This is a genomic window from Bacillus cereus group sp. MG4, assembly GCF_040460055.1.
Taxonomy (GTDB): Bacteria; Bacillota; Bacilli; order Bacillales; family Bacillaceae_G; genus Bacillus_A; species Bacillus_A wiedmannii.
In genome coordinates, this window is record NZ_JARVGZ010000001.1 from 3,115,537 (window position 1) to 3,141,536 (window position 26,000).

Below are 26,000 nucleotides of genomic sequence, written 5' to 3' on the forward strand. Positions count from 1 at the left end.
GCAGTTTTTTAAATATATCGATTTACCGAAAATAACCATTAAAATTTGCACCTTATAGAAAAAAGGCTGTTCCAAAATATGGACAGCCTTTTTTCTACTTCTTTACTTTTCTGATTCTCCCCCTGATTTCGCCCTTCTTATTAGACTTCGTATAAACATTTACATATACATTCGCCTGAATGATTTCTTGAAGTAAGCTATCAAACGCTCTCCCCTGTAAAGGCCCTTCAAAATCTTCCACATTGACTACACCGGTCACGACTCCTTCATTTACACTAATACCTTGCTTTATTGGACCAAACAAATTTAAAACCACTGGACCGATTTGATCCGCTTTTCCTAAATGAATTTGGCATGATGTAACTTTTTCGATGTTTTTCAATATGATCCGATATTGTAATTTCTTTAAATCATCACTAAATATAAACTCTGTTACACCATAAGCTTCTGTATTTACAGGAGGTATTTCCCTCTTCCCTGTTAACCTCGCAAAGAAATGTGTTGTCATACGGGCATTCTCCTTATATAAATTTCCCAGCACTACTTCTACTACTTTATGGTTTATACATAATCATTTATGACTTTTTCAAGTTTTAATTACGAAGAAAAGATTCACACAATCTTTACATTAGAATCGTTCCTTTTTCTTTACTACCTCTTGTATAATGCACGTAGAAAAGCATTCTAGGAGGTCGTTTTGAAAAATAACAAATACACTTTTCACACATTATTAGAGATTTTTCTCGTCTCATTTAAATTAGGACTTACTTCATTCGGGGGCCCTGTCGCCCATCTCGGCTATTTCCACCATGAATACATACAAAAAAGAAAATGGATGGATGAACGAAGCTATGGAGACTTAGTAGCACTATGTCAATTCCTTCCTGGTCCTGCTAGCAGTCAAGTCGGTATGGGGGTTGGATTATTAAGAGGCGGGGTATTAGGAGCTATTATTTCATGGATTGGATTCACTTTACCGTCTGTGCTTGTTTTAGTTTTCTTCACCTCATTCCTTAATCAATTCGACCTTGGAAGTGCTGGCTGGATTCATGGACTAAAACTTGTAGCAGTCGCCATTGTTGCTCATGCCATATGGGGAATGGCACAAAAATTAACGCCAGACCGAAATCGTGCGACGATTGCTATTGTAACTGCCGCAATCGCCTTACTATGGCCAAACAGCTGGACACAAGTCATTCTCATTATAATATCTGGCTTTATCGGCTGGTTTTTATATCGCAACCAACCAATTAGCCAATCTCAAAATATAAAAGTACCTATTTCAAAAACGATAGCAATTTCTTGTCTCATCTTATTCTTCGGACTATTACTGTTGCTACCAATATTAAGACCGTTCTCATATTACATCGCTTTATTTGATAGTTTCTATCGCTCTGGCGCACTTGTATTTGGAGGCGGACACGTCGTGCTACCCCTTCTTGAAGGTGAGTTCGTACAAAACGGAATGATGACGAAAGAACAGTTCCTAGCTGGATACGGATTAACACAAGCCGTACCAGGTCCACTATTTACATTCGCTTCTTATATAGGAGCTATGTTAAACGGGACGCTTGGGGCAATACTCGCAACAATTGCGATCTTTCTTCCTGCTTTCTTGCTCGTTATTGGTGTTTTACCATTTTGGGACAGTGTGAGAAAAATCTCTTACATACAAGGTGCACTACTTGGAGTCAATGCAGCTGTTGTCGGTATTTTATTAGCGGCTTTTTATGATCCTATTTGGACGAGCACAATTATGAACGCTGGAGATTTTGTTTTTGCATCTCTTCTATTTTGCTTGCTCGCTTTTTGGAAAACACCACCTTGGGTTATCGTTATACTCGGAGCCTTTGGCGGATATATCCTATCGATTTTGTAAATACAAAAAACGACGGCATTATGTAGCCGTCGTTTTTCTATTAAAACTTCACAAGCTCTATTCCGTCAGGCAACTCGCTCTCTGTTAAAATACGCAATTCTTTCACACGATCCATTACGTAAGAAGAACGCTTCACAAGCTCTGGATCAATATAAGCTGGATGAACCATAATTTCTACCGTTTGCTCACCTTGTACTCTCTCTTTTAACTTCAAGAAGTAATCTTCCGTCACACCATCTGCATAAAAGTCACTATAAAACACGTCAGAAAATGGACGCACCGCTCGCTCTTCTTCACAACGACGAATTGAAACATTATATTTAACAGCTAACCTTTCAAGAACATCGTGCAAAATTGGCAATCCATGCACGTGATGATGACTATCTAAATGAGTTGGTTTTAATCCGTAAGATAGGAATTTCTCAATTTGAGCAGTCCATTCTCTCTCAACTTCTTCTGCATTTACCTTCCCTTCCCATACGACGCTTTGTTTATGAAACAATCCATCGCTATTTACAAGTGATGGTACGTCTCCAAGAAGCGGTTCCCCTGCCGTTAATACGAGATGTACGCCTACTCCGAGTAGGTTATACTCTTTCGCTAAACGTACCGCATGCTCTGTTCCTGGCATATTCATCATCATTGTCGTTGAGTTTACAAGTCCATTTATATGTCCATCAATAATGCCGTAATTTGTACCTTCTGTAAGACCGAAATCATCTGCATTTACAATTAACTTAATCATCGTAATACCTCCTAATAGAATAAAAAAAGCGGGCTAAATAGCGCCGCTTTATTTCTCTACCTTTTTGAAGAACTGCGGAAGATATTCTTTATGTGCTTCCAACATTTCATCTAAAATTTGTTTTGCAACTTTATCTGATGGTACAAGTGGATTAATTGTCATAGCAAGCAGCGCTTTATGATAATCTCCTGTAACAGCAGCTTCAATTGTTGTGCGCTCAAATGATTTAATTTGTTGTACTAAACCGCGAACTGGTACAGGAAGATCTCCGACCGCAATTGGTTTTGGACCTTCTTTCGTAATAATACAGTTCACTTCAACAGCAGAATCATGTGGTAAGCTTGCAATTGTTCCGTTGTTTCGTGTATTAACAGGCTGGATATCACCTTTATTATTGTAAATAGACGTAATTAAGCTACATGCTGCGTCACTATAATAAGCACCGCCACGTTTTTCTAATTGTGGTGGTTTAATATCTAAGTTCGGGTCTTTATATAGCTCGAATAAATCATCTTCTAACTGTTTTACTACCTCTGCACGTGTACCTTTTTCAATCGAAGCTTCTTTCTCTTCTTCTAACATTTCACGTGTTTTGTAGTAATAACGGTGGTATGGACATGGAATTGCACGAAGGCCGCGAATAAAGTCTGGCTCCCAGTTAAGCGCTGCGATATTTTCCATCGTAATTTGCTTTTCTGGATCTGTTACAAGCTCTAACACACGATCCATTACACTTACGCCATCTAAATATACGTCTAGTCCGTATACCATATGATTTAAACCTGCGAAGTCAACGTGGACACGACTTGCATCTACTTCAAGTAATCTTGCAAGACCCATACGGATTCCGATTGGAACGTTACATAGACCAACTACTCTTTGAATATTTGTATAACGAAGCACAGCTTCTGTTACCATACCAGCTGGGTTTGCGAAGTTAATTAACCATGCATTCGGACAAAGCTCCTCCATATCCTTACAAATATCTAAAATAACAGGAATCGTTCTCAGTGCTTTGAATAAACCACCAGGACCATTCGTTTCCTGACCGATTACATCATATTTTAACGGGATTGCTTCGTCTTTTGCACGTGCTTCTAATAAACCTACGCGAAGCTGCGTTGTTACGAAATCAGCATCCTTTAATGCCTCGCGGCGATCAAGTGTTAAATGTACCTCGATTGGTAAACCAGATTTTTTCACCATACGTTTCGCTAAGTTGCCAACGATTTCTAACTTTTCTTTTCCTGCCTCAATGTCTACTAACCAAATTTCACGAACAGGAAGCTCATCATATCGTTTAATAAATCCTTCAATTAACTCTGGTGTATAACTAGATCCACCGCCGATTGTAGCAATTTTAATTCCAGTCATGCTTTATTCCCCTTTCGCTTCTAACTTTTTATAAAGGTCAATAAATTCTGCTGCTAATTCTTTTACTGTAATCGCATTCATTAAATGATCTTGTGCGTGAATTAAAAGAACACTAATCTCTGTTTTTTCTCCTCTTGCTTCTGATTGTATGAGCTCTGTTTGGAAATGATGCGCTTCATTAATCGCTTCTTTCGCCTTTAGCATCGCTTCATCAGCCTCTGCCATTTTCCCCTGTTTGGCAAATTGAAGTGCCTCCATCGCAAAGCTTCGTGCATTACCACTATTTAAAATTAATTGGAATGGAATTTGTTCTGCTGTAGTCATCATAATTACCGCCCTCTCTATTATGGTTCAACCGATTTAAATACCCCTTCAGTTTGAACATTTCTATTAAATTATTATTTTATGAATGATAGTTTGGTGTTCTTGAAGATGGGTCTCATCTTTTTGAACATGATATAAAGGTGATTGTTCTCACAGATAATGTTACCTGTGAGAACAATTACTATGTTACATAGGTACAGAGTTGTTATTTCCTTGTGCTGCTGCTTTTTCAGTACGAACAACAGAACGGTCGCATAATACTACGAATGGATAGTAGATTGCCATCGCAATTACAAAGTTGAATAACTGTAGAAGTGCACCTGAAAGATGTCCACCTGTTACAAGATAACCACTAATAATTGGTGGTGTTGCCCATGGAATCATCACAACTGTTTTTGGTACCCAACCAATAGATATAGCTGTATAAGAAGTAATTACTAATACAATTGGTGTTATGATAAACGGTAAGAATAAAATTGGATTTAAAATAATTGGTGTACCAAAGATTACTGGTTCGTTAATATTGAATGCACCTGGTCCAATTGATAAGCGAGAGACACCGCGTAATTGTGCACTTTTTGCTACAAGTAATACGACCACTAAGAACGCTAATGTTGCACCAGAACCACCAAGATATACGAAAGTATCAAAGAATGGTTTTGTAACAATGTTTGGAACATCAAATGCAGATGTACCACCTTTGAATAACTGCATATTTTTCTCTAATGCTGGTAAGTATAACGGCTCAATAATACCACCAACGATATTTGGACCATGTAAACCGAAGAACCAAAGAAGATGAACAAGGAGTACAATGACAATGGCACTTGGTAATGTCCCTGCTAAACTTTGCAGTGGCGATTGAATCGTATTAAAGATAAATTCATGAACACTTGTACCGGCTAATTTTACTGCTAATTGAATACCTGCAACTACTGTTAAAATAACAAATGCTGGAACTATAGCTGCGAAAGATCTTAAAACTGCTGGTGGTACTCCATCAGGCATTTTAAAAGTAATGTTTCTTTGTACGAAGAAACGGAATACTTCAGTAACAAGGAGTGCTACAATAATTGCTACGAATAACCCTTGTGCACCTGTCCAAGCTAAGTTCAATCCGCCTTCTTTCGGTGTTGTTGGCGTAAGAATAATTAACGCACCAAATGAAATAATACCTGCTGACAAACCATCAACGCCGTAAGATTTTGCTAAGTTATAACTTGTTGTAAATGCTATGATTAGTGCTAGAATCGCGAAAGAACCAGTCCACATTCCACCGCCAACTTGTTTCCACGTTTCACCAAACAAACCTTTCATGAAATCTTGGAAAGCCTCAGATGGAAAACCATTAATTAGTGATGCCAGTGCACCAACTAAAATAAGTGGCATAACTGCGATAAATCCGTCACGGATCGCAGCTAAATGACGTTGCGACCCGATTTTACCAGCGACAGGAACAATATATTTCTCCATAAATGCAATAAATTTTTGCATTTCGCTTCCCCCCTAATTATTTTTTAAGTGTTAATGCGTGATCTAAAACTGCCTCTCCATTCATCATGCCGTAGTGCATTGGATTGATAACGTCGATTCCAACGTTCTTCTCATCAGCAAGCGTTTTCATTGAAGAAAGCATGTAACGAACTTGTGGTCCTAGTAATAATACATCTGCTTGATCGATATTGTTTTTTACTGCATCCCCAGATACAGCCCAAATCTTTCCTTCTAGACCGCGAGCTTTTGCAGCCGCTTCCATTTTTGTAACTAGTAAACTTGTAGACATCCCTGCTGAGCAACATAATAAAATATTCATTTGAAAATCCCCCTTGTGTAGTATAAAAAATTTATGTTTATTTATTTTTCTTTACGCTATTTATTAATGCAATTAGCGTGCCAACTTTTTAAAACCACTAAAATCAGCACTTTTTCGACTATTTTCTTTGTGTGTTAACGCTTTCAATTAGTGTGTCACCCAAAAAATACACAGTGTGTTATAAAACAACACGCTTTTAACACATAACTGTATGAAAATAGATTAGTGTTTAGTTGTCTAGTTGTATTTAAAACAAAAAAACACTAAAAAAATTTTTTACGCGTGAAAATCTAGTAAAAAAATAAAACTCTCTTGAACACACTCTTCTATCTATTGTCCAAGCAAACTCTACTAAATTACATAGAATAGAATAAAATAACACAATTCGAAAGGGGATTCCTATGCCAAAACATAGAAAACAAAGCAAAATAAAGATTTATAGAATAACAAGCTATAAAAAAGACAAGCGTTCTGAATTAAACTCTGACAAATTTGAACTAGAACAACAGGAAATAGAAAATAAACAAGATAAGCAAAACAAACAAGATAAGCAGGATAAACAAGAGCAATCGGAAAATGTAATCATAGTACCCACAAATTCACACAACTTAGATATATGGGATGAAATTTCTCTAAAAGAAATACAAGCTGGTGAGCATACAAATTTATTTGCAGAACAAAGTGATTATCAAAATATTACTTTGTTACAAGTAAGCGATGTCCGTTTATATTTGGACAAGCAATTACAATTTAGTTCCGTCGATGAGCAAATTTATCATGAAGCACTTGTTCATCCAATTATGTCAAAGGTAATTGATCCAAAACGTGTTCTCATATTAGGTGGTGGCGATGGTCTTGCCTTGCGAGAAGTTTTAAAATATGAAACTGTACTACATGTAGACCTTGTTGACTTAGATGGATCGATGATTGATATGGCTCGTAATGTTCCTGAATTAGTTTCTTTGAACAAAAGTGCATTTTTTGATAATCGTATAAATACACACGTATGTGATGCAAAAGAATTTTTAAACTCTCCTTCCTCTTTATACGATGTCATCATTATTGATTTTCCAGACCCAGCTACAGAGTTGTTAAGTACTTTATATACAAGCGAACTTTTTGCTCGTATAGCTACATTCTTAACAGAAGGTGGAGCATTCGTCTGCCAATCTAATTCACCTGCTGATGCACCACTAGTATATTGGAGTATTGGTAACACAATTGAACATGCGGGATTAACTGTGAAAAGTTATCATACAATCGTTCCTTCTTTCGGAACTGACTGGGGATTTCATATTGCCGCTAATTCTGCCAATGTACTCAATCAAATTGAGCAATTATACGTAGTACCAACTCCTCGAACATTACCTTCTCTTCTTTCTCCTTTATTTCAATTTAAAGAAGAACATTTAGAACAACGTAATCTCGCTCTTCTAAACTCAGAATCGAATCTTATCCTACATCAATGTTACAAAAAGGAAATGGAGTTTTGACGATACTATAGTGAGGAGTGCTACCTTATGGAATACTCTACTTTCGGTAAGCATATAATAGTAGATTTATGGGGAGTGGACTTTTCTTTATTAGATGATGTTCACTTTTTAGAACATCATTTAGTTACCGCTGCTGATCAATCTGGTGCCCATGTTTTAAACGTAAGTACAAAAGAATTTGACCCGCATGGTGTTACTATTTTAGTTTTACTATCAGAAAGCCACCTTTCTATTCACACTTATCCAGAAAAAAACTTTGCAGCCATTGACTGTTATACGTGCGGTACAACCGTTGAACCGCAAATAGCGATTGATTATATCGTAAATATATTAAAACCAAATGAGATGCATATAAAAAAACTAATTCGTGGTATAGGGGAGATTGTAAATACCGATTAAATATCACTCTTACTCATTTGTAAAAAGGAGGATTGCAAATACCATCAGTGGAACGAACACTCCACTGATGGTACAGACACATACATAAAAAAACCTTGCATACGCAAGGTTCATTCAGTCGCTGACATTTTCCTATATAATTCTACAAATTCACTCGCTAATTCCTTCACCGTAATCGCGTTCATTAAATGATCTTGCGCGTGCACCATTAGAAGAGTAACTTCGGTCTTTTCACCACCAGCTTCTTTCTGTATGAGCTCCGTTTGTACACGGTGCGCCTCTTTTAATTCCTCTAACGCTTCTTGTAATTTAGCTTCTGCTTCTGTAAACTCTCCACGCTTTGCACAATCAATTGCTTCCATTGAACAACTTCTCGCATTTCCCCCATGCAAAATTAAATGAAAAGCTTTCGTCTCTATCGTATCCATTTTAGTTCTTTACTCCCCCTTTTCTTCCGCTACCTTTTGTTTATCCCATATTTTTAAGAACGGTAAATAAATGAAGAATGCAAGCGCAAAGTTAACAAGTTGTAAAACAACGCCTGAAATTTTCCCGCCTGATCCTAAATATCCACTAAATAGAATTGGTGTCGTCCAAGGTACAGCAGCTCCACTCGGGCGAGCAACTAATCCCCATTCCATTGCAAAGTAAGAAACAATTGTTAACACAACTGGAACCAATATAAATGGAATTAATAAAATTGGGTTCATTACAATCGGCATACCAAAAGTTACCATCTCATTAATATTAAATATGCCAGGAGCAATTGACAATCTCCCTAAACTTTTTAATTGCTGACTTCGCGCGAATAGTAACATTCCTACAACTAAAGCAAGTGTTGCACCGGAACCGCCCATATAAATCCATAAATCAAAAAACTGTGCGGTAATCGTATTTGGTACATCTTGCCCTGCTTGAAAAGCAACTCGATTTTGATCCATTAACGATAACCAAACGGGGCTCATTACACCACCAACAATGGTAGCACCATGAATTCCACACGACCAAAGAACATGAACGAGAATAACTGCTATTATTGCGCCCCAAAGACTAGCACCAAGTACACTAAGTGGTTCCTGTAAAATTTGCCCTACAATATTATGGATGCTGCCAAAAGAAGTATTTTCTATAATTAAGCGTAAAATCCAAATAACCGTTACAACAATAAATCCTGGAACAAGTGCCGCAAATGAACGCGTCACAGCTGGTGGAACTGTCTCTGGCATCTTTATAATTATCTTTTTTTGTACAATAAACCGGTAAAGTTCAGTAGATATAAGTGCAATAATCATTGCTACAAACAACCCTTGGCTTCCCATTAATGCTGCTGGGATAGCACCTTCTACAAGTACACTCTCTTTTGTACTTGGTATAATATATGCGACTTGAAATGGTGTCGCAAGTAAAAACGTCACAAGCGACAATGCCCCAGATGCTAAAGCATCCACTTTATAATACTCCCCCAGCCTGTAAGCGATTCCAAAAACAGCTATTAAAGCCATTATATTAAAAGTTGCACTAACTGGATACCCCAAAGCCCTCTGCCAATTCTCCCCAAACAAACCTGCCATAAAATCATTGTATCCTGGTATTGGTAAAGCACTAATAATAAGAAAAAATGATCCAATAATTAAGAACGGCATCGTCAAAATAATCCCATCACGAACTGCTTGCAAATGCCTCTGCTCTGCAACCTTCCCTGCTACTGGCATTACATATTTCTCTAAAAACCGTATCATCTATCCCACTCTCCTCATGGTTTCATGGACAAAGCTGCTTGTAAGATAGCCTCTCCATTACAAAGTCCGTAATGGACAGATTGAATGACATCAACAGGTATTCCCTTCTCCTTACATAATTCTTTCATTTTCGGTAATAAATAACGTACTTGTGGTCCAAGCAAAAGTACATCAGCTTCATCTATGTGACTATTTACTTCAGAACCTGATACAGCCCAAATCTTTACCTCTATCCCTTTTGCCTCTGCTGCTTTCTCCATTTTTGTAACAATCAAACTGGAAGACATTCCCGCTGCACAGCAAAGTAAAATATTCATCTCTCTCCCCTCCCCCTTTTCCAAACCTAAGTTACAGTGCATCCTTTGCCACCACTAGGTTACAAATATATATGTCTAGATTTCCTGCTGTATGCCGAGCTTAAAAACAAAAATTTCTCGGTTTTCACGCTATTCCATCTATCATTATTCTCCTAGTAAAGAGGACTCTAACTCGCTATAATAATTCAGTATGATTTTTTTAATTGATAGGAGGATATATTTATGAAGGCATATCGCTTTCCACTTATTTTATTATCTTCTATCCTAATTGGTGGTTTCATTGGTTATTTCATGGGTGCCGATGCAGTTGCTTTAAAGCCGCTTGGTGACATTTTCTTAAACTTAATGTTTACGATTGTTGTACCTTTAGTGTTCTTTAGCATCGCATCATCTATTGCTAATATGGATGGATTAAAACGTTTCGGTAAAATTATGTCTAGTATGGGTGGGACTTTCTTATTTACAAGTATTTTAGCTGCTATTTTTATGATTATTGTCGTGAAAGTATTCCCGCCAGCACAAGGTGTTGTATTAGAACTAACGCAGCCCGATAAAGCTGAAAAAGCAGTTAGTGTTGCAGATCAAATTGTTGGTATTATAACAGTATCTGATTTCTCGAAGTTACTATCTCGTGAAAATATGTTAGCTCTTATTTTCTTCTCTATTTTAATGGGGGTTGCAACTTCAGCAGTTGGTGAAAAAGGAAAGCCATTCGCTACATTCTTACAAGCTGGTGCAGAAATTTCAATGAAAGTTGTATCTTTCATTATGTACTACGCTCCAATCGGACTTGCTGCTTACTTCGCGGCATTAGTTGGTGAATTCGGACCACAACTTCTTGGAACTTACTTCCGAGCAGCAATGGTATACTATCCAGCATCTCTAATTTACTTCTTTGTATTCTTCACGTTCTATGCATACCTTGCGGGTCGCAAACAAGGCGTACAAATATTTTGGAAGAACATGGTATCTCCTACAGTTACATCACTAGCAACTTGTAGTAGTGCTGCTAGTATTCCAGCGAACTTGGAAGCAACGAAGAAAATGGGGATCTCTTCTGACGTTCGTGAAACAGTTGTCCTTCTTGGATCTACACTTCATAAAGACGGATCTGTTTTAGGTGGCGTATTAAAAATTGCTTTCTTATTCGGTATTTTCAACATGGAATTCGAAGGACCGAAAACATTAGCAATTGCACTTGTTGTTTCTCTATTAGTAGGAACAGTAATGGGAGCTATTCCAGGTGGTGGTATGATTGGTGAAATGTTAATCGTTTCTCTATACGGCTTCCCGCCAGAAGCATTGCCAATTATCGCAGCAATTAGTACAATCATTGATCCTCCTGCAACAGTGTTAAACGTAACAGGAGATAACGCTTGTGCCGTAATGACAGCTCGCCTTGTAGAAGGTAAGAACTGGATCAAAAACAAATTTGCTTAATAAATAGAAAGAGGATGCTCATTTGGAGCATCCTCTTTCTATTTATTAATAAGTCGATATATTGAAAAAATCGTTGATATATTTGAAGTTATAATAGATATATCCGAAAAATCGTTGATATATTTGAAGTTATAACAGATACATCCGAAAAATCGTTGATATCTAATCCCGCCACAAATTTGTTAAAATCTTCACAAACATTCCACATTCATTATCCATTTTCCGTACTATAATCATGTATGGAAAAGGAGATGGACACAATGACACAAAGCGCACCAGAATTTAAAGTTTTGCAAAGCATTGCATTCCTTGCTGTCGTTTTGCAAAGTTCCTTATTATATACAATGAATCAAGGAAATGTCTTACTTGAGCAATCCCTCATTATGGGCATGCTATTCAACCTTGCAAAATTTTCAGCACCTGCATTCATATTTATCGTCGGATTTCATTTAATTCGTCACTACACAAAACAACTCGTATACAAAGAGTATATTTCCGAAAAAGCCGCACATTTACTCATTCCTTATTTCTTCTGGTCTATTCTTTACTTATTAACAACAAACGATATGATTACACTACAAAGCGGAATAAAAAGTTTATTACTCGGAACAGCCGCACCCCATCTTTGGTATGTGATTATGATGTTCCAAATTCATTTATTGTTCCCTTTACTGTGCACACTATTTTATTGGTTTCAAAAACGAACCGAAAATAAAAAAGACATATATAAATATATGACCATGTTTGCGTGTCTATATTTCTTATTAATGTGGTTTTCTTCTCACTACATTTTTAATGGAGAGAAATTGACTAGCTCAACCATTTTACATTATACAGATCGTTCCTTCTTCTTCTACTCATTCTACTTCGTCATGGGGGGAATCGCTGCTGTAGCACTAAAAACGTGGCGTTTATTTGTCATGAAACATATCCCGCTTATCACAATATTATTTTTCATCTTATTTTTATTCATCAATTATGAGTTATTTAGTTTTTACGGAGCAAACTCTATTCATTTAACCGTTTCGACTTATTTAAAACCATCTATGTTTTTATATATCGTATGCGAAATTATTATACTTTACGTGCTGTCTATTACAATCGTACAGCGACGCGGTTTCTTATATAAAGCTTTACGATTTATCGGGAATTACACGTATGGTGCTTATTTAGCTCATTTTTTCTTCTTGCAACTATGTACAAAATTTCTCTCTTTATTCACACTGCAGGAAAACACAATATTATATAGCCTATTATTATTTACAATAACGGCCACAATCTCAATTTCAGCAATGGTCATTTGCAGTACACTACCACTTCATACATGGATTACAGGACCTTCTCCTACAACAAATATAAAATGGGCGAAGATCGTAATTCGGAAACATCACAAAAAAGTATGCAAACCGTATCTTTGATATAATAGAATTCCATACAAGAAAAGAAAGTAGGATACACCTATGATTAATCAAATTGGACAAATTATGTTATATGTAAGTAATCAAGATGAAGCAGTACAATTTTGGACTGAGACAGTAGGATTCCAAATTATTGCGGAAGAAAATAACGGACAAGGGTTTCGCTGGATTGAAATTGCGCCAGCAAAAGAAGCAGAAACAAGCATCGTCCTTCACGATAAAGCGTTAATTGCGAAGATGCAACCTGAATTAAACTTAGGTACTCCTTCACTTATGTTCTTCGCTAATAACTTAGATCAACTGTATAAAGATCTTTCTGAGAAAGGTGTTACAGTTGGACAAGTTGTAGATTTACCTACTGGTAGAGCATTTAACTTTGCTGATCATGAAAACAATTACTTTGCGGTAATGGAGCGAAAATAAAAAAGAAGCTATCCGAAAAAATCGGATAGCTTCTTTCAATTTAAGAAACTTGTTCTGCCCTCGTTTCCCTATGTTGTATATGACTCGTGATCCAAGCAATTCCGCCGGCAACAACGAGGTAACATAACAATATTAAAATTTGCATTTGTAATTGCGACCAATCTCCTAAAGAGATAACATCTTGTAATCCTCTAAGAGAATGGGACATTGGGAGAAACTGTCCAATTTTGCTAAGAGCAGCTATATTTAATTCTCCTGGGAAAGTCCCCCCGCTCGTTGCTAATTGCAGGACGAGAAGCGTTACTGCTAAGAACTTTCCAACAAGACCAAATACCGTTACTAGCATAAGAATAAATGTCATGAACGTAAAGGAAATAACGATACTTGATAAAACAAAGAGTGGCACACTTGCAACTTCTAATTTCATAACTCCTAGCACAGCCACATCCACTAGTAACGCTTGAATAAGTCCAATTAAATATACCAATCCTAGTTTATTAATAAAGTGTACCGTTCCGCTTACTTTCATATTTTGTCTACGACCAAGCGGTAAAATATTCGATGCCATAATTCCGCCAACATAAAATGCCAGTGATAAAAAGTATGGTGCAATGCCTGAACCGTAGTTAGGCACATCAGAAACTGTCGACTTCACTAATTGAACTGGCTCTGAGAACATCGTATTGCGTGCATCATCATTACGAACATCCGCTATCTTCTCTGCGCCCTCTCCCAATTTCGTAGAAAGTTCTTTCGCACCATCGTCAAGTTTAACAAGTCCGTTCGTTAACTTATCAGCACCATGATTCAGCTCTGTTCCGCCACTCACAAGGTGATTTACGCCTTCTTGTAATGATGTAAATCCATTTCCCCATTTCGTAAATCCGCCAGCTACATTCGCAGCACCATCTGCTATCTTTTTCGTTCCAGCAGTAGCTTCGCTTAACTTAACTCCGAATGTATTCATACCTTCTTCAATCTTATTCTGACCGTCAGCAAGCTTCTTCGCACCTTGTGTCAATTGTTGTTGGCCACCATTTAAAGCGTTTGTTGCTTTAGCTAATCCATTAGAAGTAGCAATGATCTTTTGAAAAGCAGGGTCTTGCTGCACTTCCGGATGACTTTTCACGTACTCTTCTAATTGTTGTTTTACACTATTAGCTGCATTGTCCGCTTTCACTTGCCCTTCAGCAAGTTTCTCACTTCCGTTCACCCATTCATTTGTACCAACACTTAATTCACTAACCCCTGATTGTAAAGTTTTTTCACCTTGAGCTAATAACTCCATACCACTATGAAGTGAGGTTGCCCCTTCACTCAGCTCATTTGCACCGCCACTTAAGGCAGATTGGCTAGAAGCAAGTTTTTCACTTCCCTCTTTCACTTTTGATGCCCCGTCACTTAAACGATGAATACCCTCTGCAAGCTGATTCGTCCCATTTTTTGCATCTGTCGTTCCTTCATGCAGCTTCTCAGCACCATTACTTGCATCACTCAATCCTTGTGCCAAATCTTGAAACTTTGAAAAGACACCTTCTGTATAAGATTTCGTAATACTATTTGAAATTTTTGTTTTCATATTTTCAACAGCTGTCGTTCCAATTTGAGCTGCTACAAAGTTTTTACCTGGATTTACTTTGTACTGAAGCTGCGCTGGCTCTGGTTTCTCATCCATAAGTGTACTTACCTTTTTAGAGAAATCCTCTGGAATCGTAACGACCATATAATACTTATCTTCTTTTAACCCTTCATCAGCATTTTTTTCTGATACGAAATGAAAAGCCAGTTCCTTATTCTCTTTTAAATTTTTAACAAAATCGTCTCCTGCATGAATTGTTTTTTCATTCATTGCAGCACCCTTATCTAGATTCACAACCGCAACAGGTAATTTATCTAATCGTCCGTACGGATCCCAATATCCAGCTAAAAAGAATCCTGAATAAATTAACGGAACGATTAATAAAAAAATTAAAGCGATACGTCCATGTTTATGGTGCCACATCGCTTTCCAATCTTTAAATATAAGTTGAATTCCTTTCATGAAACATACTCCTCTTCTAATTTAACACCCTTCGAATGGTTTAACAGATTTACTATACACGTCACTTTCCATACTGTATAATACATCTTTAATTATTAATTCATTCCTTCTGGTCTATAGAAAAGAGGTTCAAAATGGAACTGCTCCAATTAAAATACTTTCAGGCAGTCGCACGATTAGAACATATGACAAAAGCCGCTGAAGAATTGCATATCGCACAACCTTCGCTCAGCAAAACAATTGCTAGATTAGAAAAGGACTTAGGCGTCCCGTTATTTGATCGCCAAGGTCGACAGATTACATTAAACTCTTTTGGAAAAGTATTTTTAAAACGAGTAGAGTGCATTTTTCATGAATTAAGTGAAGGCGAAAGAGAAATTAAAGATTTAGCTGAATTACAACAAAGCTCTATTACACTGGCAGTTTCTATCCCGAGAATATTACCAGAACTACTCGGCTCTTTTTTACTAGAACATCCTAACGTTCGATTCCAACAGTTTCTCGCATCTACTCCTTCTATGAAACGACAACTAGATAATATAGAAATTGACTTTTGCATTTCTTCTGTGCCAATTGAAGGCGAGGAAATTATGTGGGAGCCACTTATTACAGAAGAAATTTTCTTAGTCGTCCCTTCAGGCCACCGTTTATCAGGACGTGAAAGTGTATATCTGCATGAAGTAAAGGACGAACCGTTTATTAGTATGAACACTGGTTACGGATTTCGGCACTTAACGGATAAATTTTGTAAAGAAGCTGGCTTCACTCCACATATCGCTTTTGAAGTAGATGAACCAACCGTGATTAGCGACCTTATTAAGCAAGGTCTCGGCATCGCCTTTGTCCCAAGTTTAACTTTATTAAAAAACTCTACTTTAGCATTAAATAAGTTACGTATTATTGAACCAAATTGTAAGCGAACCATCGGCTTAAGTTGGTCGAAGAAACGCTACTTATCGAAAACTGCTCAGCAATTTCGTAAATTTGTGATTGATTACTTCTCCAATATTAGGACGTAAAATTATATCGACTTAGTAAGAAATAAAAGGTGCCACCTCCAGAGGATAGCACCTTCTATTTCTTACTCTTCTCCAATTCCATTTCCGCTAAAAGTGGCAATACGTTATCGAAAATGTGCGTATTATTATTTTCGCCTGTTACGTATCCACCGTAATATCTACTAAATATATTGTCATTTCGGAATGTGGCCATATGATCATATAATTCCTTTGCAAACTTTGTATCACCTGTTTGTAGTACGTACAAGATCGTTAGTCCGTATGCAGCTGGCGATTCATAATTCACAGTTTGTTTTCCCGTTTCTAAATTGTAACGACCGTATAGCTTTCCATCCTCCTGGAATTTTTTCTTTATAAATTCCATGTAAGCATCTGATGAAAGACCACCTAAACTACGATGATATGCAACGTATGATTGGTCAATAAGATTCACTTCTTTATCGTACGTAAAAGTACCATCTTCTTTATACTCTTTCGGGAATGCCCAGCCATGCCTTGGGTAATCCGCTAAAAATTGAACCACGTCCTGATATTGCTGATCAGAAACTTTCCCGTACTTTTTCATATACGAGAATGCGTGCGGATTTAAGTATGATGTTGTTGCAAAATTATTTTGTTTCCCTGCATCTGCATCATAATAATCAACGTAATAATTATCTTTCTTATTATAACGAATTACAGCGTCACTCAATTGATCTGCCAAGTTTTTATAACGCTCTTCCTTGTACATTTCATAAGCGCGATATAATTGTTCTATAATACGAAGATCATCTATAAGTGCATTTGTAGCTGACTGCATTTCTCCCTTTTCAGAGATTTTCCATAAAACAATTTGGTCCTTATGTACAAAGTTATTTTGAATAACCTTAACTTGTTCATCGAATAACGCTTGATCGTCTTTATCCAATGTATATTGTAGCCACAGTCCTGCCGATTCTGATAAAGCTTCACGGCCCTTCGCTTCACCCGTACCTGCCTTTGTATCCCCTAAACGATATGTAGCAAGCGTCCCATTTTCATTTACCATATGTCTTAAAATAAAATGTTCCGTACGGTTTCCTTGCAAAGCTGACCAAAATACAATTCCACCTAAAGCGATTAAGAGAATAACTCCAATCCCTATATATAAACGTTTCCGCAATCTTTTCACCTCCCTAATAAGGCTAGCCTTAATTTTACCAGAACATACGTAAAATTAAAAAAGACAATCTATTAGATTGTCTCCCGTGCCTCTATCTCTCACAAGCCTCTTTAGAAGGTCTATATAGCGATTCCACGAGTCGATCATACTCCCGACGCGTAATCTCTTTATTATACAACTTCAATAATAAATCCCTATGCTCTTTTGAAAATGCCATCTTTTTAATGACTTCAGGATACATAAAACATCCTCTCCATTTCACATAAACTTCTTCACCTTGAAAAACAGAACTTATGTTCGCATAAAAGATTATAAAATATTCCTTACTAAAAAACAAACAAAATATTATTAAACATTAACTTCTTTCTATTTGGAATATTCAAACATTATATTACCATATCCACTTTTTAAATACATATATATTTTTGGTAGTTTTTCTGAATAAATCTTCCAATTCAATCAGAAAATAATGGCAAAAAGAAGAGGAGTTTACATATGGATACGGTAACATTAGCAAGAGCATTTTTTGGTTCTTCATTAGCATTTCACATTATCTTTGCAACACTTGGTGTCGGGCTTTCATTGATGATTTTTATAAGTGAAATACTCTATCACTGGAAGAAAGATTCCGATTACGCCATTATGGCGAAAAGATGGACGAAGGCTTTTGCCATCCTTCTCGGTGTAGCAATTCCAACTGGAACAATCGTTGGTGTGCAAATCTCACTTCTTTGGCCTGGTTTTGCCAAAATTGTTGGTCAGGTTATTTCTGTTCCCTTTCAAATTGAGATTTTCGCCTTCTTTTTAGAGGCTTTGTTCATGTCCATTTATGTATATGCCGCTGACAAACTACCTCCATTCATGAGATTAATCTCGCTATTCTTCGTCATGATTGGTGCCACGGCATCTGCCGTGCTTATTACATCAGCAAATACATGGATGAATACACCCGCGGGCTTTTCAATGGGGCCAGATGGATCAGTTTTTAACGTTGATCCGTGGAAAGCTTTCTTTAATCCGAGTTTTGGCACAAGCGCATTCCATGTTGTTATTACTGCCTACGCAACTGGAGCAGCTGTCATTGCCTCTATCGCTGGATTTAAATTATTAAAGAAGAATTTAAGTGAACGTGAAGTGGCGTATCATAAAAAAGGACTACTGTTAGGACTCGTCGTGACATTTATTACTGGTGCTACGATGTGGCTTTCGGGACACGAATCAGCGATTGCCTTACATAAGCATTCCCCTGAAAAACTTGCATCTGCTGAAGCTTTATTTGAAACGACATCACATGCACCGTTATCAATTGGCGGAGTTGTAGATCCTAACACACTTGAACTAAACTATGCACTAGAAATTCCGAACATGCTTAGCCTACTAGTGGGACTGGACCCTAACACTGTCGTAAAAGGACTAAAGGAATTCCCACAAGAAACATGGCCACCATTTTACACTCATACACTATTCAATTTAATGGTCGGCACCGCTGCCTTTACCTTTGCAGTTGCAGCAATCGCTCTCTTATATTGGTACTTTGTTTACCGAAAAAAAGGAGCAGAATTACCGAAGTGGCTTCTTTGGGGAGCTGCCGCATGTGGACCAGTTATGTTGCTCGGTATTGAATTCGGGTGGATTTTCAGCTGTAGCGGTCGTCAACCGTGGACCATTTATGGTATGCAACGTACAGTTGATGCTTCTACACGCGCCGATTTCGTCGGTCCTTTATTTATTCTATTCATCATTTTATATATTGGACTCGGTATTTTAACAGTCTTTGTGCTACGGACATTCTTTAAGAAACATCCGCTTACAAATGATTTACATCACGAAGGAGGCGATTCTCGTGCATGAGGAAAGTATTGCAATCATCATCTTATGGGCCCTTATTTTCGTATACAGTATATTAGGGTCCATCGATTTTGGGGCAGGTTTCTGGGGCATGGTATACGCAAAACATCCAACGCTCGCTGCCAAGCTTGCCAACCGATACTTATCACCAACTTGGGAAGTAACAAATACATTTCTCGTCTTTGTCGTTGTCGCATTTCTTGGCTTCTTTCCTAAAGCAGCCTTTACCCTTGCGACAGTAATGTTCGTACCCGTTATGTTAATTTTAGTACTCGTGGCAATTCGCAGTACATTTATGGTATTTGCTTATTCTCTGCCGAAGTACCAACACCTTCTTCGTATTATTTCAGGTATTACAGGGCTCTTAATTCCAGCCCTATTAATTACCGTTTTACCCGTTACAGAAGGTGCCTATATTACAATGTCTGAAGGAAAAGAAGTACTCCTGTATGGAAAACTTCTTTCTAGTCCTGTTATTTATTGTTATATGCTCTTTGGACTAACTTCGGAACTATTTCTATCTTCTCTCTTTCTTGCTGATTTTGCGAGAGAACAAGGTTCAGAAGATGCATATAAAATTTATAGAAGAAACGCCATCATCCTCGGTCCTGCAACACTCGTTACGGCGATTATCGCCCTCGTTGTAATGGATCCGGAAACACACTGGCTTATGCAAGGACTAATAAAGCAATTCCCATGGTTTACAGTTTCTATCGTTTTATTCGTTATTGGGTACTCTTCTCTTTGGTGGACAAACAAGAAGTATGACACACTAGGATACCCTCGCATTGCCGTTTTAGCAGTCGTCGCTCAATATGCATTTGCAAGTTACGCTTACGGTGTCGCGCATTTACCATATATTATTTATCCTGATGTAACTGTATTTACAAGCTTTACAACGACAGAAACATTCTATGCATTGCTTATTCTATACGCAATTGGAATCGCAATTTTACTACCAGGATTTATTTTCTTCTGGAATTTATTCTTGAAAGATCGAACTTTTTTGAAGGAAAAATAATATATTCGGGGGAGTCTGTTCCAAAATGCCTTTTGGAACAGACTCCTTTTGTCATATTTTGTCGATAAGTCGATATATTTTAAAAATCGCTAATATATTTTGAGTTGCGCTGATATATTTTAAGTTGCGCCGATATATCTCCATAATCGCCCATATAAATTTCATTTACTATCTTACTGCCCCCACAATTTATAGACGCCTCTCCCAATAGTTATTTCACTAGTAGTGACACTTGTCCTTTAGCTTGAAAAACACATATTCACTTCATTCCATTATATGCCTAGTTCTTCTTATTTTTTGCTGAATATACTACCAATACAGACCTTGAGACAAGCTACATTGGTTTAAGGAAAAGTAGAAAGGTAGGTAAAATATGAGTATTGAAATATGGATTACTATTATTGTATTCTTCTTAACAATGATTGTTGTCTTTTGGCGACCTCGTGGTTTAAATGAGGCGTGGCCGGCAGCAATTGGTGCTGGCATTATCCTGGTTACTGGACTTGTATCAAAGCCAGACGTCATGGACATTATCAGTAAAATTGGCGGTGCCTCCATAACAATATTAGCGACCATCGTTATGGCGGTTATATTAGAAAGCTTCGGCTTCTTTCACTGGTCCGCAGCTAAACTTGCAAATTTAGCAAAAGGATCCGGTCGCCGTTTATACTGGTATATTCAATTATTATGTTTTCTTATGACTCTTTTATTTAATAACGACGGCAGTATTTTAATTACAACTCCAATCTTAATTTTATTACTGAGAAACCTTAAATTAAAACCTCATCAACAAATCCCTTATTTATTAAGCGGTGCTTTAATCGCCACTGCTTCTAGTGCCCCCATCGGTGTAAGTAATATCGTAAACTTAATCGCATTAAATATTGTGAATATGACTCTTTATATGCATACTGCTATGATGTTTGTACCTGCAACATTAGGATTATTATTTATGTCATGGCTTATGTACACAGTTTTAAAGAAAAAACTACCAGAGAAATTACCTGTTTCTTCATATGATATCGAAGAAATGTTTTTCACGAAAAACTTCCATCCGTTAAAAGGAAAAAATTCTGTTGATACGAAACAAAAACGGACAAAATTCATGTTAAAAGTATTAGGCTTCGTCTTCCTTATGCGCTGTCTTCTATTCGTTGCATCCTTCTTATCCATTCCAATCGAAATTGTTGCTGTACTCGGTTCACTCGTTCTTCTCATCTGGAGATGGTACTACTTACGAACAAACCCAGTCGATATTTTGAAAAAGACACCGTGGCACATTTTAATTTTCGCATTCTCTATGTATGTAATTATTTACGGGCTTCACAATGCAGGGTTAACAGCGGCGCTTGTAAGTTGGCTCGAACCAGTTGTAAGTCAGCATCTACTCTATGCTAGCTTTGCGATGGGCGGACTCGTTTCCCTCCTCTCTAACGTCTTCAATAACCATCCTGCACTTATGATTGGTACCATCACATTAACAGAAATGGGACTAGACCCAGTCACATTAAAAACTATCTACCTCGCAAATATTATTGGTAGTGACATCGGTTCACTATTATTACCAATCGGTACGCTAGCTTCCCTCATTTGGATGTATATACTGAAACAAAACAAAATTAAAGTAAAATGGAAAGACTATTTAAGTGTATCCCTTATCGTTATTCCTCTCACAACAGTCGTCACATTATTCCTCTTATACTACTGGGTACACCTCTTCTTCGCCTTATAAACGACAGAAGCCCCCTTTTGCTACCGTCTTAGCAAAGGGGGCTTCTTCTATATTTAAGTTAGGTACTACATTGTGATCAATCAAGTAAAGAGGGTGTAACGTGTTATTGGTATAAATGACTACCAGTGTCTTTAAATTCTTTCGCTTTCTCTTTCATCCCTTTTTCAATTGCTTCTGTCGTTTCTAAATCATTTTCTTTCGCGTATTCACGAATATCATGTGAGATTCTCATACTACAAAACTTCGGTCCACACATGGAACAGAAATGAGCCGTTTTCGCGCCTTCTGCTGGCAATGTTTCATCATGGTACTCCATCGCGCGCTCAGGATCTAAAGATAAGTTAAATTGATCGCGCCAACGGAATTCAAATCGTGCTTTTGAAAGTGCATCATCACGCTGATGAGCCGTTTTGTGCCCTTTCGCAAGATCAGCTGCATGTGCAGCAATTTTGTACGTAATAACCCCCGTGCGAACATCATCTTTATTTGGTAAACCTAAATGTTCTTTCGGCGTTACATAACAAAGCATCGCCGTTCCAAACCAGCCAATCATCGCAGCTCCAATTGCGGATGTAATATGGTCATAACCTGGTGCAATATCTGTCGTTAACGGCCCAAGTGTATAGAACGGCGCGCCTTGACAAATATCAAGTTCTTTCTCCATATTCTCTTTAATTAAATGCATCGGTACATGCCCAGGTCCTTCAATCATCACTTGCACATCATGTTTCCAAGCAATCTTCGTTAATTCACCAAGTGTTTCAAGCTCCGAAAACTGTGCTTCGTCATTTGCATCTGCAATCGAACCTGGACGTAATCCATCTCCAAGAGAGAACGAAACGTCGTACTGCTTCATAATTTCACATATTTCTTCAAAATGAGTGTATAAGAAGTTTTCTTTATGATGGAATAAGCACCACTGTGCCATAATTGAACCACCACGTGAAACGATACCTGTCGTACGCTTTGCAGTAATCGGAATGTAACGAAGTAATACGCCCGCGTGAATCGTAAAGTAATCCACACCTTGCTCCGCCTGCTCAATTAACGTATCACGATACACTTCCCACGTTAAATCTTCTGCAATTCCGTTTACTTTTTCCAGCGCTTGATAGATCGGTACAGTCCCAACTGGTACAGGCGCGTTACGAATAATCCACTCACGCGTCGTATGAATATTTTTACCTGTAGATAAATCCATAATCGTATCCGCACCCCAGCGCGTTGCCCATGTCATCTTCTCTACTTCTTCTGCAATTGAAGAAGATACAGCAGAGTTTCCGATATTTGCATTGACCTTCACGTGAAAGTTACGGCCGATAATCATCGGTTCTGCTTCCGGATGGTTAATATTCGCTGGTAAAATGGCACGACCTTCTGCGATTTCCTTACGAACAAACTCCGGCTCTACTCCTTCACGAATCGCAACATATTCCATCTCAGATGTAATGATGCCATTACGCGCATAATGCATTTGCGTAACGTTTGCCCCTTGCTTTGCTCTAAGCGGCTGGCGATCCATTTGCGGAAAAACAGGTGTATGTTTCGAAGCCACTTTCACACCGTCATCCTCTGGTTTCACTTCGCGCCCTTCGTACGCTTCTACATCTCCGCGCTGCAGGATCCAAGATTGGCGCGGCGCCTGCAACCCCTTTTCCAGCTCCACTTTATGCGCAGGATCTGTATAAGGACCGCTCGTATCATATACACGAATTGGCGGATTCGGAATGCCGTTCGTTTCACTTTGTTCAATCTCGCGCATCGGCACTTTCATACCTTCACGTGGTCCATCAACATACACTTTCTTACTTCCTGGTAAACTCGATTTCAATTCAATTTGCTCAGCTGAAACAGACTGTTTCATAACCTTTGTTGCCCCCCTGTACGTGACAAGGACGAGATATGGCCAGCGTATGCCAAAATAAAAAGAGCCAGGTCCATAAAAAAATAAGGACCTGGCTCATAAAGACATCATTATGTAAAGCCGTTAACTTCCCTACGCTGGTACGAGCCAGATCAGGTCCAAAGGGTTAAGAAGATCACGCGCTTCTCTCTCAGCCTACGCATACGTTAGGCACCCCTAGTTTATCACTGATTTAATTTTCAATACTTTCCCATCATACACGATAATCTGAAAAATGCAAAGTTTATTTCTTTTGTTGTTTATGGAATCATCCACGTTAAATAATATGCCTGTACATACGTCATAATACCAACAATAATTACGAAGAATAAACTATGCTTCACTGTAAAGCGGAATAAATCTGATTCTTTTCCAGCAAGTCCAACTGCCGCACAAGCAATTGCAATCGATTGCGGAGAAATCATTTTTCCTGTTACACCGCCCGTTGTATTTGCTGCAACGAGAAGTACTTCAGATACACCGACTTGCTGCGCTGTAATCGCTTGTAAATTCGAGAACAGTGCATTCGCTGACGTATCAGATCCTGTTAAAAATACACCGATCCAGCCCAGGAATGGTGAGAAAAACGGGAATAGTCCGCCAGTTCCTGCAAGTGCTAACGCTAATGTAGAAGATAAACCAGAATAGTTTGCGATAAATGCGAATCCTAATACAAATCCGATAGATAGGATTGGCATCTTAAGCTCATTTAGCGTTTCTTTAAATGTTACTACTGCATCTTTTGCACTCATTTTCAAAATAAAGATAGAAATGATACAAGCAATTAAAATTGCTGTTCCCGTCGCTGATAAAATATCTAATTTCAAGATTGCTTCATAAGGCGTCGGTTTATTTACAATTGGCTCTGCTTTCATTACTAAATTGTGTAAGCCTGGAACTTCAAACTTTAACACAAGGCTTTCCAAAGCACCGCCTGGAGCAAATAACGCTTTAAAGAAACTTTGGCTCCAAATGACTACCATCACAGTTAAAATAATGAATGGAGACCATGCTTTTACTACTTTTCCTACCGTTAGTTTCGGCATAGATATCGCCGTTGCTGCTACTTCACTATTTGCTTCTTTAGACTGATAGATTTCTTTCGGCTGCCAAACTTTTAAGAATAGCGATAAACTCACTAAACTTACTAGTGCTGACGTAATATCCGGAAGTTCTGGTCCTAAGAATGTCGCTGTTATGAACTGCGTAATTGCAAATGAGCTACCTGCTACAAGTAAAGCAGGCCACGTTTGTCTTACCCCTTTCAACCCGTCCATTAAAAATACGATAAAGAATGGAACAAATAATGATAAGAACGGTAATTGATGTCCAGCCATTTGTCCAATTTTATGTGGATCAATACCTGTTACTTGTCCAGCAACTGTAATCGGAATTCCCATCGCTCCGAACGCTACGGGTGCCGTATTTGCGATTAAACAAAGACCCGCTGCATATAAAGGATTTAACCCAAGACCTGCAAGAAGTGCGGCCGTAATCGCTACTGGTGCACCAAATCCTGCTGCCCCTTCCAAAAATGCTCCAAATGAAAAACCGATTAAAATAACGAGTAAACGATGGTCATTCGTAATGGATAATACAGATGCACGAATCACATCGAATTGACCTGTTTTCACAGATATTTTATATAAAAATACCGACATAATGATAATCCAAGCAATTGGCCATAGTCCGTATAAGAAACCATATCCCGTCGCTGCCATCGCCATCGTGAATGGCATCTTATAAGCGAATAACGCAACTAAAATTGTAAGTACAACTGTAATTAATCCTGCCACATACCCCTTCATGCGGAAAACTGCTAAAGCTAAGAAAAAAAAGATAATCGGAATAAGCGCGACCGCTGCCGAAATCCAAATGTTTCCGAACGGATCATAAACTTGTGTCCATGTGTTCATTGTTCTCTCCCCCTA

23 protein-coding genes and 1 riboswitch are annotated in these 26,000 nt (G+C 38.0%); of the genes, 10 read left to right on the forward strand and 13 right to left on the reverse strand.

Going from position 1 to position 26,000, the window contains the following annotated elements; all coding sequences use genetic code 11:
• Positions 1 to 94 precede the first annotated feature (94 nt).
• Positions 95 to 508 carry an exosporium regulatory protein ExsM gene (gene exsM, locus QCI41_RS16535; RefSeq protein WP_000207035.1) on the reverse strand — a complete coding sequence of 138 codons (414 nt, stop codon included), beginning with the start codon at positions 506 to 508 and terminating at the stop codon, positions 95 to 97.
• Positions 509 to 697: 189 nt separating this feature from the next.
• Here exsM and QCI41_RS16540 point away from each other — a divergent pair, with 189 nt between their 5' ends.
• Entirely contained in the window at positions 698 to 1,879 is a 1,182-nt protein-coding gene (locus QCI41_RS16540; RefSeq protein ID WP_353837082.1) for a chromate transporter, read from the forward strand.
• Between the two features lie 40 nt (positions 1,880 to 1,919).
• Here QCI41_RS16540 and chbG read toward each other — a convergent pair whose 3' ends face one another.
• The 5 genes from chbG to QCI41_RS16565 form a co-directional block, all read right to left on the reverse strand.
• The gene (gene chbG / locus QCI41_RS16545) at positions 1,920 to 2,624 is read right to left on the reverse strand and encodes a chitin disaccharide deacetylase (RefSeq protein ID WP_353837081.1); all 705 of its coding nucleotides are present in this window, start codon (positions 2,622 to 2,624) and stop codon (positions 1,920 to 1,922) included.
• A gap of 48 nt (positions 2,625 to 2,672) precedes the next feature.
• Positions 2,673 to 3,998, reverse strand: coding sequence for a 6-phospho-beta-glucosidase (gene celF / locus QCI41_RS16550; RefSeq protein ID WP_000145754.1), 1,326 nt, complete (start codon positions 3,996 to 3,998; stop codon positions 2,673 to 2,675).
• A gap of 3 nt (positions 3,999 to 4,001) precedes the next feature.
• On the reverse strand, positions 4,002 to 4,325 hold the full coding sequence (locus QCI41_RS16555) for a PTS lactose/cellobiose transporter subunit IIA (protein WP_353837080.1): 324 nt from the start codon (positions 4,323 to 4,325) through the stop codon (positions 4,002 to 4,004).
• Positions 4,326 to 4,508: 183 nt separating this feature from the next.
• On the reverse strand, positions 4,509 to 5,816 hold the full coding sequence (gene celB / locus QCI41_RS16560) for a PTS cellobiose transporter subunit IIC (protein WP_046960090.1): 1,308 nt from the start codon (positions 5,814 to 5,816) through the stop codon (positions 4,509 to 4,511).
• A gap of 16 nt (positions 5,817 to 5,832) precedes the next feature.
• Positions 5,833 to 6,135 carry a PTS sugar transporter subunit IIB gene (locus tag QCI41_RS16565; protein ID WP_001023563.1) on the reverse strand — a complete coding sequence of 101 codons (303 nt, stop codon included), beginning with the start codon at positions 6,133 to 6,135 and terminating at the stop codon, positions 5,833 to 5,835.
• 401 nt (positions 6,136 to 6,536) lie between these two features.
• Here QCI41_RS16565 and QCI41_RS16570 point away from each other — a divergent pair, with 401 nt between their 5' ends.
• Together QCI41_RS16570 and speD are read left to right on the forward strand one after the other, a co-directional pair.
• Positions 6,537 to 7,628 carry a polyamine aminopropyltransferase gene (locus QCI41_RS16570; protein WP_353837079.1) on the forward strand — a complete coding sequence of 364 codons (1,092 nt, stop codon included), beginning with the start codon at positions 6,537 to 6,539 and terminating at the stop codon, positions 7,626 to 7,628.
• A gap of 27 nt (positions 7,629 to 7,655) precedes the next feature.
• Positions 7,656 to 8,027, forward strand: coding sequence for an adenosylmethionine decarboxylase (gene speD, locus QCI41_RS16575; protein ID WP_060488027.1), 372 nt, complete (start codon positions 7,656 to 7,658; stop codon positions 8,025 to 8,027).
• Between the two features lie 110 nt (positions 8,028 to 8,137).
• Here the strand turns inward: speD and QCI41_RS16580 are convergent, their stop codons facing one another.
• The 3 genes from QCI41_RS16580 to QCI41_RS16590 are packed head-to-tail and all read right to left on the reverse strand — an operon-like array spanning position 8,138 to position 10,083.
• Positions 8,138 to 8,455 (reverse strand): PTS sugar transporter subunit IIA, encoded by a 318-nt coding sequence (locus tag QCI41_RS16580; protein WP_000379644.1) that lies wholly within the window; start codon positions 8,453 to 8,455, stop codon positions 8,138 to 8,140.
• A gap of 9 nt (positions 8,456 to 8,464) precedes the next feature.
• Positions 8,465 to 9,766, reverse strand: coding sequence for a PTS cellobiose transporter subunit IIC (gene celB / locus QCI41_RS16585; protein ID WP_353837078.1), 1,302 nt, complete (start codon positions 9,764 to 9,766; stop codon positions 8,465 to 8,467).
• A gap of 14 nt (positions 9,767 to 9,780) precedes the next feature.
• A complete protein-coding gene (locus QCI41_RS16590) occupies positions 9,781 to 10,083 on the reverse strand; it encodes a PTS sugar transporter subunit IIB (RefSeq protein ID WP_087983962.1) in 303 nt (100 codons plus the stop codon).
• Between the two features lie 222 nt (positions 10,084 to 10,305).
• On the opposite strand from QCI41_RS16590, the gene QCI41_RS16595 reads away from it, so the two are divergent.
• The 3 genes from QCI41_RS16595 (at position 10,306) to QCI41_RS16605 (ending at position 13,364) form a co-directional block, all read left to right on the forward strand.
• Positions 10,306 to 11,523: a dicarboxylate/amino acid:cation symporter gene (locus tag QCI41_RS16595; protein ID WP_353837077.1), complete on the forward strand. Its 1,218-nt coding sequence runs from the start codon at positions 10,306 to 10,308 to the stop codon at positions 11,521 to 11,523.
• Positions 11,524 to 11,783: 260 nt separating this feature from the next.
• Positions 11,784 to 12,941, forward strand: a complete 1,158-nt coding sequence (locus tag QCI41_RS16600; RefSeq protein ID WP_060488024.1) for an acyltransferase — start codon at positions 11,784 to 11,786, stop codon at positions 12,939 to 12,941.
• Between the two features lie 42 nt (positions 12,942 to 12,983).
• Complete coding sequence (locus QCI41_RS16605; protein ID WP_353837076.1) at positions 12,984 to 13,364, forward strand: VOC family protein; 381 nt, start codon at positions 12,984 to 12,986, stop codon at positions 13,362 to 13,364.
• 40 nt (positions 13,365 to 13,404) lie between these two features.
• Here the strand turns inward: QCI41_RS16605 and QCI41_RS16610 are convergent, their stop codons facing one another.
• Positions 13,405 to 15,405: a YhgE/Pip family protein gene (locus QCI41_RS16610; RefSeq protein ID WP_353837075.1), complete on the reverse strand. Its 2,001-nt coding sequence runs from the start codon at positions 15,403 to 15,405 to the stop codon at positions 13,405 to 13,407.
• Between the two features lie 134 nt (positions 15,406 to 15,539).
• On the opposite strand from QCI41_RS16610, the gene QCI41_RS16615 reads away from it, so the two are divergent.
• Complete coding sequence (locus QCI41_RS16615) at positions 15,540 to 16,424, forward strand: LysR family transcriptional regulator (protein ID WP_353837074.1); 885 nt, start codon at positions 15,540 to 15,542, stop codon at positions 16,422 to 16,424.
• Between the two features lie 55 nt (positions 16,425 to 16,479).
• Here the strand turns inward: QCI41_RS16615 and QCI41_RS16620 are convergent, their stop codons facing one another.
• Positions 16,480 to 17,565, reverse strand: a complete 1,086-nt coding sequence (locus QCI41_RS16620) for a hypothetical protein (RefSeq protein ID WP_001231687.1) — start codon at positions 17,563 to 17,565, stop codon at positions 16,480 to 16,482.
• Between the two features lie 495 nt (positions 17,566 to 18,060).
• On the opposite strand from QCI41_RS16620, the gene cydA reads away from it, so the two are divergent.
• The 3 genes from cydA (at position 18,061) to QCI41_RS16635 (ending at position 22,166) form a co-directional block, all read left to right on the forward strand.
• On the forward strand, positions 18,061 to 19,416 hold the full coding sequence (gene cydA / locus QCI41_RS16625; protein ID WP_353837073.1) for a cytochrome ubiquinol oxidase subunit I: 1,356 nt from the start codon (positions 18,061 to 18,063) through the stop codon (positions 19,414 to 19,416).
• On the forward strand, positions 19,409 to 20,434 hold the full coding sequence (locus QCI41_RS16630) for a cytochrome d ubiquinol oxidase subunit II (RefSeq protein ID WP_098557032.1): 1,026 nt from the start codon (positions 19,409 to 19,411) through the stop codon (positions 20,432 to 20,434). The genes cydA and QCI41_RS16630 overlap by 8 nt, the downstream gene beginning before the upstream one ends.
• Positions 20,435 to 20,807: 373 nt before the next feature.
• A complete protein-coding gene (locus tag QCI41_RS16635) occupies positions 20,808 to 22,166 on the forward strand; it encodes an arsenic transporter (protein ID WP_353837072.1) in 1,359 nt (452 codons plus the stop codon).
• A 103-nt stretch (positions 22,167 to 22,269) separates the two neighbouring features.
• Here the strand turns inward: QCI41_RS16635 and thiC are convergent, their stop codons facing one another.
• Together thiC and lldP are read right to left on the reverse strand one after the other, a co-directional pair.
• On the reverse strand, positions 22,270 to 24,030 hold the full coding sequence (gene thiC / locus QCI41_RS16640; RefSeq protein ID WP_353837071.1) for a phosphomethylpyrimidine synthase ThiC: 1,761 nt from the start codon (positions 24,028 to 24,030) through the stop codon (positions 22,270 to 22,272).
• A 112-nt stretch (positions 24,031 to 24,142) separates the two neighbouring features.
• Positions 24,143 to 24,258: riboswitch (TPP riboswitch) on the reverse strand.
• A gap of 71 nt (positions 24,259 to 24,329) precedes the next feature.
• Complete coding sequence (gene lldP, locus QCI41_RS16645) at positions 24,330 to 25,985, reverse strand: L-lactate permease (RefSeq protein ID WP_353837070.1); 1,656 nt, start codon at positions 25,983 to 25,985, stop codon at positions 24,330 to 24,332.
• Positions 25,986 to 26,000 lie beyond the last annotated feature (15 nt).